General features: G+C 66.4%; 17 protein-coding genes. 6 read left to right on the top strand and 11 right to left on the bottom strand.

The window, feature by feature from the left end; all coding sequences use genetic code 11:
* Positions 1-243: transposase (locus V7053_RS09710; RefSeq protein WP_334172078.1), on the top strand; the 243-nt coding region annotated here is incomplete at its 5' end.
* Between the two features lie 74 nt (positions 244-317).
* On the opposite strand, the gene V7053_RS09705 is transcribed toward V7053_RS09710, so the two are convergent.
* From V7053_RS09705 to V7053_RS09685, 5 genes are all read right to left on the bottom strand, one after another.
* Entirely contained in the window at positions 318-1,082 is a 765-nt protein-coding gene (locus V7053_RS09705; protein WP_334172077.1) for a hypothetical protein, read from the bottom strand.
* Complete coding sequence (locus V7053_RS09700) at positions 1,079-2,194, bottom strand: lipopolysaccharide biosynthesis protein (protein WP_334172076.1); 1,116 nt, start codon at positions 2,192-2,194, stop codon at positions 1,079-1,081. The genes V7053_RS09705 and V7053_RS09700 overlap by 4 nt, the downstream gene beginning before the upstream one ends.
* Before the next feature lie 140 nt (positions 2,195-2,334).
* Positions 2,335-3,387 carry a glycosyltransferase gene (locus V7053_RS09695; RefSeq protein WP_334172075.1) on the bottom strand — a complete coding sequence of 351 codons (1,053 nt, stop codon included), beginning with the start codon at positions 3,385-3,387 and terminating at the stop codon, positions 2,335-2,337.
* A gap of 313 nt (positions 3,388-3,700) precedes the next feature.
* Complete coding sequence (locus tag V7053_RS09690) at positions 3,701-4,276, bottom strand: arsenate reductase/protein-tyrosine-phosphatase family protein (RefSeq protein WP_334172074.1); 576 nt, start codon at positions 4,274-4,276, stop codon at positions 3,701-3,703.
* A gap of 3 nt (positions 4,277-4,279) precedes the next feature.
* Entirely contained in the window at positions 4,280-5,710 is a 1,431-nt protein-coding gene (locus V7053_RS09685) for a polysaccharide biosynthesis tyrosine autokinase (protein WP_334172073.1), read from the bottom strand.
* Positions 5,711-5,800: 90 nt separating this feature from the next.
* Between V7053_RS09685 and V7053_RS09680 the strand changes: the two genes are divergently transcribed.
* Positions 5,801-6,517 carry a CPBP family intramembrane glutamic endopeptidase gene (locus V7053_RS09680; RefSeq protein ID WP_334172072.1) on the top strand — a complete coding sequence of 239 codons (717 nt, stop codon included), beginning with the start codon at positions 5,801-5,803 and terminating at the stop codon, positions 6,515-6,517.
* A 169-nt stretch (positions 6,518-6,686) separates the two neighbouring features.
* On the opposite strand, the gene V7053_RS09675 is transcribed toward V7053_RS09680, so the two are convergent.
* The 4 genes from V7053_RS09675 to V7053_RS09660 all read right to left on the bottom strand — a co-directional run bounded on the left by V7053_RS09675 (position 6,687) and on the right by V7053_RS09660 (position 9,358).
* Positions 6,687-7,205: a DUF6993 domain-containing protein gene (locus tag V7053_RS09675; RefSeq protein ID WP_334172071.1), complete on the bottom strand. Its 519-nt coding sequence runs from the start codon at positions 7,203-7,205 to the stop codon at positions 6,687-6,689.
* Positions 7,202-7,327 (bottom strand): hypothetical protein, encoded by a 126-nt coding sequence (locus V7053_RS09670; RefSeq protein WP_334172070.1) that lies wholly within the window; start codon positions 7,325-7,327, stop codon positions 7,202-7,204. Before V7053_RS09670 ends, V7053_RS09675 begins: the two co-directional genes overlap by 4 nt.
* 40 nt (positions 7,328-7,367) lie before the next feature.
* Positions 7,368-8,096: a class E sortase gene (locus V7053_RS09665; RefSeq protein ID WP_334172069.1), complete on the bottom strand. Its 729-nt coding sequence runs from the start codon at positions 8,094-8,096 to the stop codon at positions 7,368-7,370.
* Positions 8,097-8,209: 113 nt separating this feature from the next.
* The gene (locus tag V7053_RS09660) at positions 8,210-9,358 is read right to left on the bottom strand and encodes a glycosyltransferase family 4 protein (RefSeq protein WP_334172068.1); all 1,149 of its coding nucleotides are present in this window, start codon (positions 9,356-9,358) and stop codon (positions 8,210-8,212) included.
* 453 nt (positions 9,359-9,811) lie between these two features.
* On the opposite strand from V7053_RS09660, the gene V7053_RS09655 reads away from it, so the two are divergent.
* From V7053_RS09655 to V7053_RS09640, 4 genes are all read left to right on the top strand, one after another.
* On the top strand, positions 9,812-10,585 hold the full coding sequence (locus V7053_RS09655) for a peptidoglycan-binding protein (protein ID WP_334172067.1): 774 nt from the start codon (positions 9,812-9,814) through the stop codon (positions 10,583-10,585).
* Between the two features lie 353 nt (positions 10,586-10,938).
* Positions 10,939-11,337: an ArsR/SmtB family transcription factor gene (locus tag V7053_RS09650; RefSeq protein ID WP_334172066.1), complete on the top strand. Its 399-nt coding sequence runs from the start codon at positions 10,939-10,941 to the stop codon at positions 11,335-11,337.
* Positions 11,334-12,443, top strand: a complete 1,110-nt coding sequence (locus V7053_RS09645; RefSeq protein WP_334172065.1) for a cation diffusion facilitator family transporter — start codon at positions 11,334-11,336, stop codon at positions 12,441-12,443. The genes V7053_RS09650 and V7053_RS09645 overlap by 4 nt, the downstream gene beginning before the upstream one ends.
* 67 nt (positions 12,444-12,510) lie before the next feature.
* Positions 12,511-14,415: a heavy metal translocating P-type ATPase gene (locus V7053_RS09640; RefSeq protein WP_334172064.1), complete on the top strand. Its 1,905-nt coding sequence runs from the start codon at positions 12,511-12,513 to the stop codon at positions 14,413-14,415.
* Here the strand turns inward: V7053_RS09640 and V7053_RS09635 are convergent.
* Positions 14,396-15,052 (bottom strand): DUF1254 domain-containing protein, encoded by a 657-nt coding sequence (locus V7053_RS09635; protein ID WP_334172063.1) that lies wholly within the window; start codon positions 15,050-15,052, stop codon positions 14,396-14,398. The two genes, V7053_RS09640 and V7053_RS09635, sit on opposite strands and share 20 nt — an antisense overlap.
* A gap of 1 nt (position 15,053) precedes the next feature.
* On the bottom strand, positions 15,054-15,656 hold the full coding sequence (locus V7053_RS09630) for a DUF1214 domain-containing protein (protein WP_334172062.1): 603 nt from the start codon (positions 15,654-15,656) through the stop codon (positions 15,054-15,056).
* Between the last annotated feature and the right edge of the window lie 4 nt (positions 15,657-15,660).

Below are 15,660 nucleotides of genomic sequence, written 5' to 3'. Positions count from 1 at the left end.
CAGAATCCCGCTACCAGATACCCAGACCAGCGCTACCCGCCGAGGCTACGTTCCAACCTGCTCGCCTACTTCGATCGGCCCGGCACGTCCAACGGCCCCACCGAAGCGCTCAACGGTCGACTTGAGCACCTCCGCGGCTCCGCACTCGGCTTCCGGGACCTCCCCAACTGCATCGCCAGAGCACTGCTCGAAACCGGCGGATTCAGACCCCGACTACACCCTCAATGCGATGAGCCAGATTAGTCCGGTTCATACGCATGGCTTCCCCAATTTCCGCCCCGTAAAGGCCGCCCGGGCAGCCACTAACGCATGCCCACCTACACTTGCTTCTTGGAAGCGATCCCAGAGAGCAATGTCTCGAACGGACGAAGCGCCCGGTCCTTCAGCCAAGACGTCCTCGCAAGATACGACTTACCGGTCGAGCCTGAAACTCCCGACAGTAGGGGTCGTCCCGAGAACTGCTCGATCGAAACACTCCCGAGCGTGCTCGCGGACGCCAAACGTGCCGCCAGCACCCGCTCTAGATACCTCCCACGAGCATCATCGACCAAGTCAATGTCAGGGAAGATGTGCTCGCTCCAAGTCTGGGCAGTCGCGCCGACGAGGCGAGTATCGGCCCATGACCTGTCCAATGTCATGCGGACTTTGACGGCACCCGTTCTCAGGGGAGTCAAGATTCTTCCGGCGTTCCTGACAATCAGCCGACCGGTGCACTTGTATAGGGTGTCGTTGGGAGCGACCAGTTCGGCATCCTCAACTGCCGCCCGGATCGCGGCGAGTTCGACTGCGCCTTTCCCCCGCTCGGCCTGTACGGCGGACGGCTCAAAGGAGACCACACTGATTCGCCGTGCCCTCTTTTCACCCACGTCCTGAAGTAAGTCTTTGGGGGAAGCCCCGGTTGTCTCGACGACGGCCAGGCGAAAGCCCAGCTGCAGCGTCGAGCGCGACCATTCCGAGATCGCAATCTGGTATTGCCGTAGCCGGATAGCCGGATCGGCCAAAGCAACTCGTCCGCTGACGTTCGGCGAGACGGCCGCCGTCAAAAGAACTAAGGGACGCCTCTCGGACTGATTTGGAATCACGACTTAAGCAATCCTTCGATCTCGGCAAGCACTCCGGCCAGTCGGACATCTCGATATTCTCTCGAGACGCGCGCCACCAGCGCCCCGAAGAGAAGGATCTGGATCGCCAGAGAAGCGTACGCTGCCCCTAGGGAGCCGAACCAGAACCCCAGGACTACGACGAGCGCAAGCTGAGTGAGCACAGCGATACCCATCCACGTTCCCACAAAACGGTCATGGCCAAGGGACTGCAGTACGACCGTTAGCGGCTGACTCATGATGGAGAAAATCGCAACCAGCGCAAGGATCCGAAGGTTATCGACCGAACCCAGATAGCCGTTTCCGAGAAGCACAGGCACTAATATTGGCGCGGCGAGCGCAACTCCAGCTGAGAGGCCGATAGCACAGAGCGGCATCCAAGCGGCCTGCCGGACGTGCCGCCAAGCCTCAACGACATCTGCTGAGCGCGAGACGAACGGCGCGGAGGCCGCCGAGAAGGCGGAGGCCAGTAAGCTCATCGGTTGTGTCCAGCGATTGACGGCAGCGAAAAGACCGGCGGCCGCTGGCCCGGCCACAATCGACAAAACGGGAAGATCAAGCGTCTGGGCAGAATTCGCCAGACTTGATACGCCATAGTAGCCGGCGCCCCGCCAGGGATTGCTCCCAGACCCGATCCGAATGACGGGCCGATGGCGTCGCTCAACCAACATCCACCCGAGGATCGAGGCTGTAAAGGAACCACAGGTAAGCGAAATCCACAAAGCTTCAGGGCTTGGGGAACCCGAGGCCCACAGCGCCAGGAAGGCCAAGAATGCGACCAGTTTGTCGGCAACGATCGTGATGGAAACAAGGTCACCTCTCTTCGCCGCCCTGAGCGCAACCTGAGATGTCTGATTCACCATCAGACCGAGCATCACGGGAGAGGCTGTCCAGAGGCCACTTCCGGGCGCCACGAAGGAAGTAATCGCCGCCCAGATGATGCCAATCGCGAGAGTGCAGATTATCTTGCTCGTAAGCCGTCGGCCTAATTCATCGGGATCCATAAGCCCGCGCGAAATCTCTCGGACCCAGTGCGAGTTCGTCCCAAAGTCGATAAATCCCATGCCTGCTGTGGCGATGGCAATTGCCGACACGGCCCGGCCTAGTTGCTCGGCCGAAGTACCGCGGGCAGCAAGGAGATAGAGCACCGCCACGAGCGCTTGCGACCCACCGGTTGAGACTGCAAGGAAGACAGCCTGAGCCCCGACACTCTGCGTTGCTCTCAATAACCGCTTCACAGAAGCGCCCTCGCGAAATCGTTGGCATGTTGGTCCCATTGCGGGGCAGGGCGCTTGGCCTTGGCCGCCTTCCCGAAAGCTTGGCTGAGAGCAGAGACGTTCAACTCGACCCAAGTACCGAGTCCGGGCAGGCGCTTGAGGTCTTCCTCCAAGCTTCGCGCCCCTGCAGCAACGACCCTGGTACCGGCCACAGCTGCTTTCCCTAGGAGACCGCTAGGTCCTTCATTTGAATGAGCAAGAACGAGGCAGTCGACACGCGCCACAGCCGCATCCAATTCCTCGTCTTGCAACCTCCTGTTGATGATGACGACAGGAACACCGGAGGCTCGCAAGCGAGCGAGGGCGTCGGTCGTCTCGTCCCCCATCGTGGCGTCCCACCCGCCAGCCACGAGGAGTCCGATTGCGGATGCCTCGGCTTCAGCGAGTGCACGTGCAATCAAGTCAACGTTCTTGCGCCGGGAGATGGCGCCCAAGACGGCGAACCAATAGCGGCTTGGGTCGAGCTCCCATTCGGCGCTCAGCCGTTCCTCCACGGCGGAAGATCCACGGAAAGTAATGGGATCGAGGACCACCGGGAAGGTAGAGGTACCAGTCCACCAGGGAGACTTGAGCACCGCGAGACGGACATTGCGGAAGGAATTGACCCGACGGAACAGCATGCTGCGAAGGGTCGTCTTCGCCGCCTGCACACCTCGCCCGCTGGCAGGTTGGGCGACTTCGCGCATGACGAGAATCGAGAGTGAACCCGCCCCACGCCAACCGCCCGTGAACGCGAGGCGCAGGGCGAAGCGGTCGCCATCCGGGATGACCGTGCCGGTCGCACTGACCTCGCTACTGAGCCGGGCAACCGTCGCTAGGCTGAATTCGCCCAGCTCAACTCGCCGGAATCCTCCCGAGACCTCCCTCAGATGAATCGCGGCATCATCGGACTCAAACTCCCCAGGTCGTGTGGCCACCACAGCGCTGCCGCCGGTCGCTACCACTGCACCTACCAGCATCTTGACGTAGTAGGGCCGATGTCCCGTCATATTGGGCTCGACGATGAGCACGCAGCGGCGGTCTGCCGAATTAAGAGACTCCATACGGATAGCCCCGATTTCCGCCGATTCCCCGATCATTGGGACTGCGAATCGCTTGCTGATGGTTTGCTTTGTGGCGTGGTATGCGGGGAACGCGGCGTGCTCGGGGAGCTACCGGGCGTCATCGGTGATGAATAGGTTGTAATCGGGCCGGTTGTCCCCTGAACCTCGGGGTGCCCGTGCACATAAGCGGCCCCAACCAACGCAATGTCGAGAGCGGCAAACAGCACGACTCCGGCGGCTACCCAGACGCGCTTGCGCTCTCCTGCTCCCGCTGCTTGCTTCATCGGCGGACGCCTCGTGCGCAGAGCTTCTCTGCGATCACAGCGATCTGCTCATGGATACGCGCCCCCACCGCTTCGTACACCTCGAAAGGACGCCGATATGGGTCCTCGATATCGTCGTCGTCGGGGTCTTCTGGCGGTGCGACGAAGCCACGCATTGACCGCACGGCATCGACAACGCCCGCAGAATCCAGGAGATGATCCTGGCCCGTCTCGGCCATGCCCCCGATCAGGCGTGCGAATTCATTGATCGTGAACGTCCTGCGCGACATCCGCGGGAGCATCTGAACCACTGCGCTGCGGTGGGCTCGCGTCGCCGCGAGGACGAGGTCGGCCTCACGGAGATGGGCCTCGGTCAGCAGGCGCGACAGATGGGTGCTCGGATCGCCGCCAAATCGACGAGACACGACGGCGGCTTCCTCGGGCATGGGCCGGCCGTCGTCGGCGATCGTGCCGGCGCTGGAGACCCGAATCGAGTGCCCATTCGTCCGAGCCCTCAGAAGCTGTTCGGCTATTGGCGACCGACAGATGTTGCCCGAACACACCATCAGGACGTTGAAGCCGGACGCAGTCATTTGCTATCCAATGACGCCGCGGACCCGACGGTGAGTCATCCGGCGCGAGTTCTTGCCGATGGTGACGTCGTCTTGGGCATAGACCGGGCCATAGCCGTATGCCCCGTAGCCGTAGGAATGCGGTCCCTGAACCGGGAGCATCGTGAGGACGAATCCGAAGAGGCGAACTCCCACGTTCTCGAGCGTGGTGACGGCGCCCGTGAGCTGGCTGCGGTGAGTTCGCCCTGCCGCGACGACGAGAATCGCGCCACCCGCAGCCTTGCTGAGGACGGCGGCGTCGGTCACGGGCAGGAGCGGCGGGGCGTCAAACAGGACGTAGTCGAACTCGTTCTCGAGCCGCTCGACGAGCGCGTGCATCTTGGCCGAGCCAAGGAGCTCGCTCGGGTTGGGCGGCACGCTGCCCGCCGGGAGGACATGGAGATTCCCACGCCCCCACTGCTGGACGGCGTCATCCATCTCGGCGCGTCCGATCAGCAGGTCGGTCAAACCTACTGCACCCTCGAGACCCATGTAGGTTGCGAGCTTGGGGCGGCGAAGGTCAGCGTCGACCACGATGACCTTGTGGCCGGCGTTGTCGAGGGCGATCGCGAGGTTCGAAGCAGTGCTGCTCTTGCCCTCGCTCTCCATTGCCGACGTGATGACGAAGCTGCGGGCCCCGTCCCCACCGGCGTCGACGAACTGCAGGTTCGTGCGCAGAGCGCGGAAGGCCTCGGCGCGGGGACTGCGGGGATCGTCCTGGACGATGAGGGGGCGCTTCGGAGCCTTCGCGTCGAAGGCAATCCCGCCGAGGATCGGAGCAGGGCTGATCGCCTCGACGTCCTTGTCGCTCCGAACCCGGTTGTCGAGCGTGTATCGGAGCACCGCGGCTCCGATGCCGAGGGCAAGCCCCACGAACAGCCCGAGCGCAACGTTGATAGGCACGTTCGGCGTGACCGGAGACGAGGGAACCTCTGCCTGCTCCACCCGGGTCAGCTTCACCTGAGCGCTCTGCGTCCCCGTCGACTCGATGGTCTGGACGACGTTCGTAAGGCTTTCGGAAATGCCGTTCGCGATGTCAGCGGCCTTCACCGGGTCCGGCGAGGTCGCGGAAATCTCGATGAGCGTCGTGTCAAGCGGCGCCGTTGCCGAGACCGATTTCGCGAGTTCGTCCGACGTCTCGGAGAGATGCAGATTCGAAATGACGGGGAGAAGAACAATTGGTGTCGTCACGAGGCCGGCATAGGTCTTGACCCGCTGCTGAGTAAATGTGCTGCCCTGAACGAGGTCCGAAACGGTCCCGCCGGACTGCGTCGAGACGAAAACCTGCGCGGAAGCCTTGTACTCGGGCTTGCTGAGAATCGAGAAAACAGCCGCAGCCGCCACGCCAACGAGGGCCATCACGACGACGAGGACCCAGCCCGTGCGTAGGATGCGAATGTAGTCTCGAAGCTCCAAGAGGCCCTCCCCCGATGTCACACGGTTGCACTCCGTGTCCACACTTATGTTGCCATAGGTCAACTTCTATTACCGACTCAGTGGAGAACCATGGACACGAAGACTCGCCTGCGCCTGCCACGCCTCGCGTGGGCCGTCATCGGCCTCGTGGCGGCCCTCATGTTCGGCTGGGCGGTCGAGGAGGCGTCCCCGGGAGCGTTCGACTCCACGTTGCTCGGTGTCGCCTCCTATCTGGCCGTCTGGATTCCGCTCCTGATTGCGATAGTTCTGAGCTTCGCCCCCCAGCGACTCAACGAGACTGTCGCCTTCCTCGGGCTGAAGTTCCACCCCCTCGACGCGCTCTGGGGCCTCGGGATCGGCTGCCTCGCGCGGGCGTTCGACGCGTTCCTCCGCCTGACGCTCACGGGATCCAGCGGCCTCCTCCAGCAGCCGACCCTGAGCGCCCTCGGGAACCCAGCGGTTCAGACCGTCGCGCTCGGGATCGTCGCGCCGGTGCTCATCGCCCCTTTGATCGAGGAGATCTACTTCCGCGGTCTCATCCAACGGAGCCTCGCCGCCACGCTCGAACCGCTCGGCCGCGCGCCCAAGTGGGTAGCCGCCGTCGTTCTCACCTCGCTCGCGTTCGCGCTCGTCCACGCACTCCTGCTCATCGGCACTCCCACCGAGGCCATGCTCACCGGCATCTCGACGTTCGCCTTCGCGCTCCTCGCGGGGACGACGGCGGCTGCCACGAACCGCCTCGGCGGCTCGATCGCCGGGCACATCGTGTTCAACGGGCTCGGTGTGCTGCTCACCTGGCCGGTTTAGGCGGACCACGCAGAGGCCAGGATTCCGCAACACCGAGGCTCTCTGCTCCGGCCACGGAGGTGGCATTTCGCAGCCATAGGCTGGGAGCACTTCTTCATGAATCCCCCGTCATGTGGATGGAAAAGCGGAGCCTCTGGGCCAACGGTCCAGGGGCTCCGTCACGTCCCGTTCAGGAGACGGGCGCCTGCCGACCGATGAGGCACGCGCCGGTCTGGATGGGCGCCGCAATCTCCGTGGAGACGCTCGCATCCGACCTGACGAACTGGCCGACGAGGCATTGTGCGCCCACGCGAACCGAAACCATGAGGGTAGGGGCCTGAAGATTGGCACTCGTCCTGTCAGCGCTCTGCTGCATCGCGGCGCCGCTGAAGCCGACCCCGGCGAGCGCGTCGGTGAGCGTCTTCCCCTCGACCGACGACGCCGGCGTCGACTGGGCTGCCTTGTCCAGGGCCCGCTTGAACAGCTCGAGGTTGGCGGAAGCGGGGGCCGAGGGATCGAAGCGCGCGAGGCTCACCGCGGTTGGGGTCGTGCTGGCGCTGGGCGTGGGGCTCGGGGAGGAGGCCGACGACGCCGGGCCGCTCGCCTGAGGCGCGGGGCTCAGGTCGAGGCCTTGGAGGGCGCCCGTGAGGCCGTAGCCGCCGACCGCCAACAGCACGACGACGACGCCTCCCCACACGAGATTCTTCACGACGCCGTCCCCACGGTGGCCCCGTCGTCCACGAACGTCGCCGCCATCCACGGGAAGACCCACTGGTCGAGGACGACGAGCAGCACGGCAATGATCAGGACGAGGATAAGAATTCGCACCACTACGGGCCCGGGAAGGCTCCTCCACAATGCGCGGTACATCTCAGCCGTCCTTTGCGAGTAGAGGAGCCAATTCCGCGGGCGGCGTGGTGCTGAAGCCCACGAACGTCCCATACGCGGCGACGCGCTCGAGCGGCGGGAAGATCGCCGGATAGCACGTGGTGAGCGTGATGAGCCTGTCGTTCCCCGGAGTCCGGGACACCGTCGGCACGGCGTTGAGGACGTCAATGGCGTCGGGCTGCACGAATTGGAAATTCCGGAACGCGTAGGTGTACCAGCCGAGCGACGTCTGAATGTAGACCTTGTCCCCGAGGCGCAGCTTGCTCAGGTTGAGGAAGCTGTTGCCGTAGCCGATGTCGTGCGCCGCAATCGCGAAATTCCCCAGGCCGCCGGGCATCGCCGTGCCTGTGTAATGGCCGACGCCAGCGGTGACGCTGTTCAGGACCAATTCGGTGTTGACCGATTCCCGCAGAATCCGCCGCCAGTCGGAGCCGAGGCGGGGAATGTAGACGACGCCGATGGTGTCAGCGATGTTGGCCGGCTCGGCCATGACGGGGATGGCGGCCGGTTTCGGATCGCTTGCCGCGCCCCCGGGAGAAGAAGCGGGCGCCGGTGCCGTTGCCTGGCTCTTGAGCTGCTGGGAGAGCTGCCGGCTCTGCTGTGCGGCGGTCTGTTCTTGGCGCAGCCCCACGACCCATGGATTGAAGTACGCGTACCAGAGGACGAAGAGCCCGATGATCACCGCGACGGTGATGAGAACTTCCCCCGTCACACCGAGGGCTTTCACCAGCGCGGTCGGTCCCGCTGCACCCCGATTTGCCGCCACGTTCCTCCCCGAATGCTGCCCCTGCCCAGCCCCTGATGAGAATACAGGGGCTTGCTGGGTCACTCGCCGAAAGCGGCCCCCAGAACGACGTCGGCGAATGCCTCGGGCGTGTGGGCGAGAATTTCGGGGCTGGCGATCGGACCATTCCACTCGCGCCTGCTGCGCCGCATGGAGTGCGCCAGGACGCTGCTGTCCGGAACATCCGCGACGAACACCCCGTCCATTCCCTCGACGGACTCGGCCACGCCGCAGGCGCGGGTGACGACGACGTGCAGCCCCGCGGCCAGTGCCTCGTTGACCACGAGCCCCCACACCTCCTCGTTCGACGGGAGGACAAGCGTCTCGTGCTGCGCGAGCAGTTCGGGGACCTGCTCGTACCGGACGGCACCGATGAACGTGACCCTGTGCCGGAGCCCGAGTTCGTCGCGCAGCTCGATGAGCTGGGGCGTGAGGTGCCCGGTGCCCGCCACGGTCAGCGAATCATCCGACTCGCCGAGCCGCCAGAGCGCCGTGATGAGGCTGCCGACATTCTTCCGCCCGACGAGCTGGCCGAGGTACAGGAAGCGGTGGCCGGTACCGCCCGGGGAGGGCTGGGCCTGCCGGGCCAGCGCGGCAGCGGCGTGGATCCCCTGCACATCGACGGGGTTGAATCCAACGTGGACTTTCGACGGATCGACGCCCATCGCGAGGACCGCACGCTCGGAAGCGCGGCCAGGCACGACGACGGCGTCCAGTCGGGTGAAGAACGACCGGCGAGCGCGGGCGACTGGGCCGCTCCGGAAGGCATGCGAGGCAAGGGTCGATTCATAGAAGCCGACCAATCGTGCTCCCGCCCGGCGTGCACGGAGGGCGGAGAGCCAGTACGCGGGCGACTCCCACCCGCCAAGGACCAGTGCGTGGAGACCGTGCCCCGGCAGCCCTTTCGCGCTGCGCGGCACGAAGACCTGCCGCTCCCCCACGGAAACGCGGAAGGTGGGAATTTCCGCCACGGGGTACGCGGCGTCATCGTACGCCATCCACTCTGGGTCGCGGTTGCTCGACTCCCGCCCGAATCGATCAGCGTTCTCGAGGAGGAAGACCTCTAGCTCGGCCTTCCTCGCCAAGTCCGCCCACACCGGCCGGCGATAGGGAGCCGCTAGGTTTGTCACCCAGCCGATCCGGCCCCGGGTGGTGGTCACGCCGCCCAGCCGCCCCGCGTCGTCGTCCACGCCAGCATGAAGGCCTGCCTCTCGAAAGTGGGAGTTGTTGGCGAACCAAGGCAGGCAGGACGAGCAAAGCGTTGCCGCCTCATAGCTGATTCATAGCCGATTCTAAGGTCGGGGCTCGCACCGCAATTCGCAGCCCCGGCACCCCCTGAAGGGCTCCGGAACCGCGGAATATCAAGGATCTTTCTGGGTCCCTTCTGTTATCTGCCAACTGGCTGGGAATTCGCCCTTAGTTTCCCGGGAGAACGCTCGCTCTCGCTTTCGCCCGAGTCGTCTCCTACTTGCCTTTTCCCGCGACTTGTACGCACCGTCCCCAGAACTGGCCTTGGCCTATCACTTGAATCTGGGCGGTCGAGGACTCAATTCCTGCCAGGCCCGTTTACCGCGTTAGACGCGTCCAAGGACCGTGGGATCACCCGCCGGAGCTAGGGGCCGGCGCCGATCAGAGGTTCGACTATGGAACGGAAGACAGTCCTCAGACGCTCGTCTATCGCAGCAACGGCGGCCCTCGGGGGCCTCCTGCTCGTCGGGGGTACGCTCACGCAGCCCCCAGCCCCGGCAGACCCCGCCGCGGCGCACTCGGGGGCCTCTCTCCAAGCCGCGCCCCCTGTTCCCGACGCGCAGCAGGAGCACCGCGAAATCGTCCAGCGGGCCGCGGTGCTCACGAACGACGCCGCACAGCTCAAGGCACAGCAAGAGGCGGCCGCCAAGGCTGCGGCCGCAGCAGCCGCAGCTGCCCAGAAGAAGGCCGAGGAGGAGCGGGCTGCCCAGCAAGCGCAGGCGGCGGCCGCCGCCGCGGCTCAGGCCCCCGTTCCGGCGCCGGCGCCCCCGGCCGCGCCAGACCCCGTCGCCGCCGCAGCCCCCGCCGCGGCGACGGCACCCGTGCAGCAGGCCCCCGCGGCGGCGATGGCGTACATCCCCGTCGCGGGAGCCGGCGGGCAGTCCGCGGTGGACGCCTGCGTAGGGCCAATCCGCTTCACGCCGGTCACGGTGTCGGTGAGCATCGTCGAACACGACTTCTGCGGAGGGTGGAGCCGCATGAGCTGGATCCAGCCGGGCACCGTCGTGACGGTCCAAGGCTATGGGACGTTCACCGCCTTCCAGCGGCTCGTGGTCCCCAACTCGGCACCCCCGGGGGTCCTCGGGGGATTTGCGGGCGGCTACCCGCCGATCTTCCTCCAGACCTGCATCCCGGGGACCGACCAGATGCTCCTGATCGGGCTGCACTGAGCCTTCGGCACTCCCCGCTTTGTCGCTCGCCGCGCGACGGCGTGGATCGGCGAGGAAGCGCCGAAGCTCGGCCCACTCAACCGGGCCCACGCCCCCGGCGGGCACCCCAGTCAGCTCGAACTCGAGGGCCCCATCAGCGCGGCGACCGGCAAATCCCTGCTGTGGGAGACGTTCCTCCTGCTTGCCGACCAGGACATCCGCATCGAGTCGCTGACCGTAGAGCGCCTTCATGATCGCGCGCTGCGCCAGATCCGGGATATTTCAGAGGTGATGCGTTCGGCGGCGAAGGCCCGCTTCCGGACGGGACCCACTAAGAGGGGTGGGCGGAGCCTGCGGCCCGGTAGTATCTGCGTATGCATGCAGATAATAGGATTTGCGGCTTGGACCCCGACTCGCAGTATGTGGACCTGGCCGTCGAGGTGTTCTCGATGCTCGCGGACGCGACACGGGTCCGGATTATCCTTGCCCTGCGGGAGAGCGGCGAGCTCTCCGTGAACCATCTCGCGGACATCGTCGACAAGGCCCCCGCGGCGGTTTCGCAGCATCTTGCCAAGCTCCGCCTGGCCCGCATCGTCACGGCTCGGCAGGAGGGTACGAAGGCGTTCTACCGGCTCGCCAACGAGCACGCGTCGCAGATGGTCTCCGACGCGATCTTCCAGGCCGAGCATTCGCTCGGCGGCGTCCCCCGCCACCACCACCCGAATGCGGACACAGCCCCGGATGCGGACACAGCACGGAAGGAAACCGCATGAGCGCAGATCACGCGCACGCGGGCGAGACACGCAGCCCCGACAATGGCGCGCACGAGCATGCCCATGACCACGACCATGGCCATAACCATGACCATGACCATGACGGGCATGATCACGCGCACGATGATCACGGTCATCAGCACCATGGCCACGACCACTCCCACGACCACTCCCACGGATTCCTCGGCACGCTCAAGGAGTTCTTCGTCCCGCACACGCACGACTCCTCCGACTCCATCGACGACGCGCTCGAGGCGAGCACCGAAGGAGTGCGAGCGCTCAAGATCAGCCTGTTCGTACTCCTGGGCACGACCGTTCTGCAGTTCCTCGTGGTGCTCGTCAGCGGATCTGTCGCGCTCCTCGCGGACACGGTGCACAACTTCTCGGACGCTCTCACCGCGGTGCCTCTCTGGGTCGCTTTCGTGCTGGCCCGTCGCCCCGCGACGCGCCGCTACACCTACGGGCTGGGCAAGGCCGAGGACCTTTCCGGGCTGTTCATCATCGCGGTCGTCGCCCTCTCGGCCATCGTGGCCGCATGGCAGTCGGTTGAGCGGCTCATCCACCCGCACCCCTTGGAGAACCTTTGGTGGGTGGCGGCGGCCGGCGTCGTCGGCTTCGCAGGAAACGAGGCCGTGGCGGTCTACCGCATCCGCGTCGGGCGCAGGATCGGTTCCGCCGCCCTCGTCGCCGACGGCATCCACGCCCGCACCGACGGGTTCACCTCGCTCGCCGTCGTCGTCGGCGCCGTCGGCGTCATGCTCGGGTTCCCGCTCGCAGACCCGATCGTCGGCCTGCTCATCAGCGTCGCGATCTTCGTGCTCCTCTGGGGCACTGTCCGCAGCCTGGGGCGCCGACTGCTGGACGGCGTCGAGCCCGAGCTCGTCGACCGCGCAGAGCGGGCCCTCACGGACACTCCCGGCGTTCTCCGTGTCGAGCGCGTCCAGCTGCGGTGGATCGGCCACCGTCTGCACGGATCGGCTCTGGTCCGCGTTGACGCCTCGACCACCGCTGCCGAGGCCGACGCCCTGCGCGCCGAGGCCGCCCACCTTCTGGGCCATGCCCTGCCCAACCTCGAGGACATCACGGTCGCGGCGACGGCCGGCTAGGGCGGGAGACCACCCGCGGGCCCAAGCACCCTAGCGCGGCGGGTCGGCAGGTCGGAGACTGGCCCTCGTGGAGCGCGTCCTGCTGGCCATCGTCACTGTTGCACGCCGATATCCCCTGGTCCTGACCGGGCTCGTCGTGCTGGCGGTGTCCCTCGCGCTCAAGGCCGCCGGACAGGGAACCGCCGGCGACCTTCTGGCGGGGGCGTTCGCCGCGGCTGTGGGGCTCTGGACGGCCGGCGGCATGGTCCGCGAGATCCTCCACGGGAGGTGGGGCCTCGACATCCTCGCCGTGACCGCCATCGCCGCCACCCTCGCCGTGCAGGAGGACATCGCCGCCGTCATCATCGTGCTCATGCTCACGGGCGGCGGGGCGCTCGAAGACTTCGCGGCCGGGCGCGCGAGGCGCGAGCTCACCGCCCTGCTCGACCGCGCCCCGCGCGTCGCCCACCGGCAGACGGCCGACGGCGTCGAGGACGTCCCGCTCGATGCCGTCCTCCCGGGCGACCTCCTCGTCGTGCGTCCTAACGAGGTCGTCCCCGTCGACGGCGCGCTCGCCTCGAGTGCTGGCGTCTTCGACGAATCCTCCCTCACGGGCGAAAGCCTTCCGGTCGAGCGAGCCGAGGGCGAACCCGTGCTGAGCGGTTCGGTCAACGGTCCCGTCGCGGTCCTGCTCCGCGCGACGACGACCGCGGCGGACAGCCAGTTCTCCCAGATCGTCGCCCTGGTACGTCAGGCGTCGGAGAGCCGAGCCCCGGTCGTCCGGCTCGCCGATCGTTATGCAGTGCCGTTCACGGTCTTCTCGCTCGCACTCGCCGGACTCGGATGGTGGGCCTCCGGCAGCCCGGTCCGCTTCGCCGAGGTGCTGGTCGTGGCGACGCCATGCCCCCTTCTCATCGCGGCGCCGGTGGCGTTCCTCGGCGGGATGAGCCGCTCCGCCAAGAACGGGGTGATCGTCAAAGGGGGCGCCGTCCTGGAGATCCTCGCCCGGATCCGGACGGCGGCGTTCGACAAGACCGGAACACTCACCCAGGGGCGCCCCGAGCTCGTGGAGGTCCGCCCGGCCTCGGGGTTGGACCCCGACGAGCTGCTCGCTCTCGTCGCCTCGGCGGAACAGTACTCATCGCACGCGCTGGCCGCCTCGGTGGTCGAGGCCGCCGCCGCCCGAGGGGTCGGGCTTCGGCCCGTCGAGGGCGCGGAGGAAGTGGCCACGAATGGCGTGAGCGCCGCCGTCGGGGGGCGGCAGGTGCACGTCGGCAAGCGGTCCTTCGTCGTCGACCAGACCGGGGCCGAGCTCCCTGAACCGCCGTTGCGTCCGGGAGAGCTCGCGGTCTACGTCGCGGTCGACGGCGTGCCCGCTGGCGTCGTCGTCCTGCGCGACGCTCCCCGCGCCGAGGCGAAGGCGACCTTGGCGCGGCTCAAGCGAGCCGGTGCCGCGCACGTCCTCATGCTCACGGGCGACGCCGAGGCCACCGCCCGCAGCATCGCCGCGGAGCTGGGGGTCACCGAGGTCCGCTCCGGGCTCCTCCCGCTCGAGAAGGTCGAGGCCGTGCGCGCGGCCGAACCTCGGCCTGTGCTCATGGTGGGCGACGGGGTCAACGACGCCCCAGTGCTCGCAGCGGCCGACGTCGGCATCGCCATGGGCGCGCGGGGGGCGACCGCCGCGAGCGAGTCCGCGGGCGCCGTCGTCCTTGTCGACGACATCTCGCGTGCCGCGAAGGCGGTCGAAATCTCCCAGCGCACCGTGAAGGTCGCGCTCCAGTCCATCTGGCTCGGGATCGCGCTCAGCGTCGGGCTCATGGTGGTGGCCCTCACCGGCGTGCTGCCGCCGGTCGCCGGTGCTCTCCTGCAGGAGTTGGTCGACGTCGCAACGATCCTCAACGCGCTCCGGGCCTTGGGCGGGGGCCCAAAGCCCGGGGGGATCGAAACGGGCACGGGCCCGCATTCCGTGCTGGCTACCGATCGAGCGGCGTGAGCTGGATCTGCTTCGCGAGCGCATAGGCGCTCGGACGATCGCTCTCGCTCTCGACGAACACCCGGCCGATCACGAGAACGGAATCGCTGGGGGAAGGTATGTGCGCCATGCCGTCCGGCACGGTTCCCCTCCAGCGTGGTCCGCTCACCACATACTCGCCTGCCGTGGTTCCCGTCGTGCGCTTGCCCACGTAGGCGAAATTGGCGCTATCCGATGGATCGGTGAACTGCACGCTGTAATACCGGCCGGCCATGTCGGGCGTGTGCAGGACTTGCGGGCCCCTCCTCAAGTCGAGCCAGCCGGCGATATAGAGCACGTCATCGGTTCCGGTGCCCATCAGGCTCGCGTTCGACGCCGAAGGGGACGAGGTGCTGGGCTCCGCGTAGAGCGTGTTGACGGGAATCGGGCCACCGCCGAAACCGCGCTTGACGATGGCCCGCTTGAAGCCGTTGACCGTGAGACGCGGCCAAAGGTAGATGAAGGCAGGAGTGCCCAGCGCCCACACAATGGCTGCCGTCACCGCGAGCGGGACGACGTCGCCCCATCCGCGGGCTATCCGCTGGTAGACGACCCACGCGAAGACAGCCAGTATCACGGCCGTCAGGGGATATCCGTACTTCAGGATCAGCCGGTTCATCTCACCTCGCCCTGACCACCTGCGGCACGCGGTAGGTGCCGTCGAGAATCGGCATCCCGGGCAAGTAGGCGCGAAGCATCAGCTTGAATTTGCCCGAAGGGGTCGGCAGCCAGTTCTGCTCGGCCCCGGTTGGAGCGGCATGTTGGAGAAGGACATCGATGGAGCCGTCGGCGTTCTCCACCAAATTCGAACGATCGTCAAAGCTAGAGCGATCAATGGGATTCTTCACCATGTAGCCGACGACGTCGGTGACCGTCAGCGACCAGAAGGCCTCACTGGGAGGGAGCTGGCCCGGTGGAAAATGCAGGACATATTCATGACGGCCATTGAGCGCGCGCCCCGCGTCGTCCGTCTTCGTGGTCCAATAAGCGGCCTCCTCGAACACGTTGACGGCGGGCAGGGCCTTGGCACAGGCCGCCCTCACGAGGATCCCGTTGCCTGGCTGGCCGCATTCGCGGATCGAGCTCCAGCCGTTGGCCGTCGTCGTGATCCTGCGAAGAACGGCATTCATGACGAGGATCGCCGTGAGGAATGCCAAGGTGGCGCCGATGATCACCCCTTGCACGACCCCGGATTGCGAAATCCAGGCGAGGAGATGTGCCATCATC

Origin of the sequence: Sinomonas sp., assembly GCF_036848755.1 — a bacterium.
Taxonomy (GTDB): Bacteria; Actinomycetota; Actinomycetes; order Actinomycetales; family Micrococcaceae; genus Sinomonas.
This window is presented reverse-complemented; position numbering and strand designations above follow the sequence as displayed.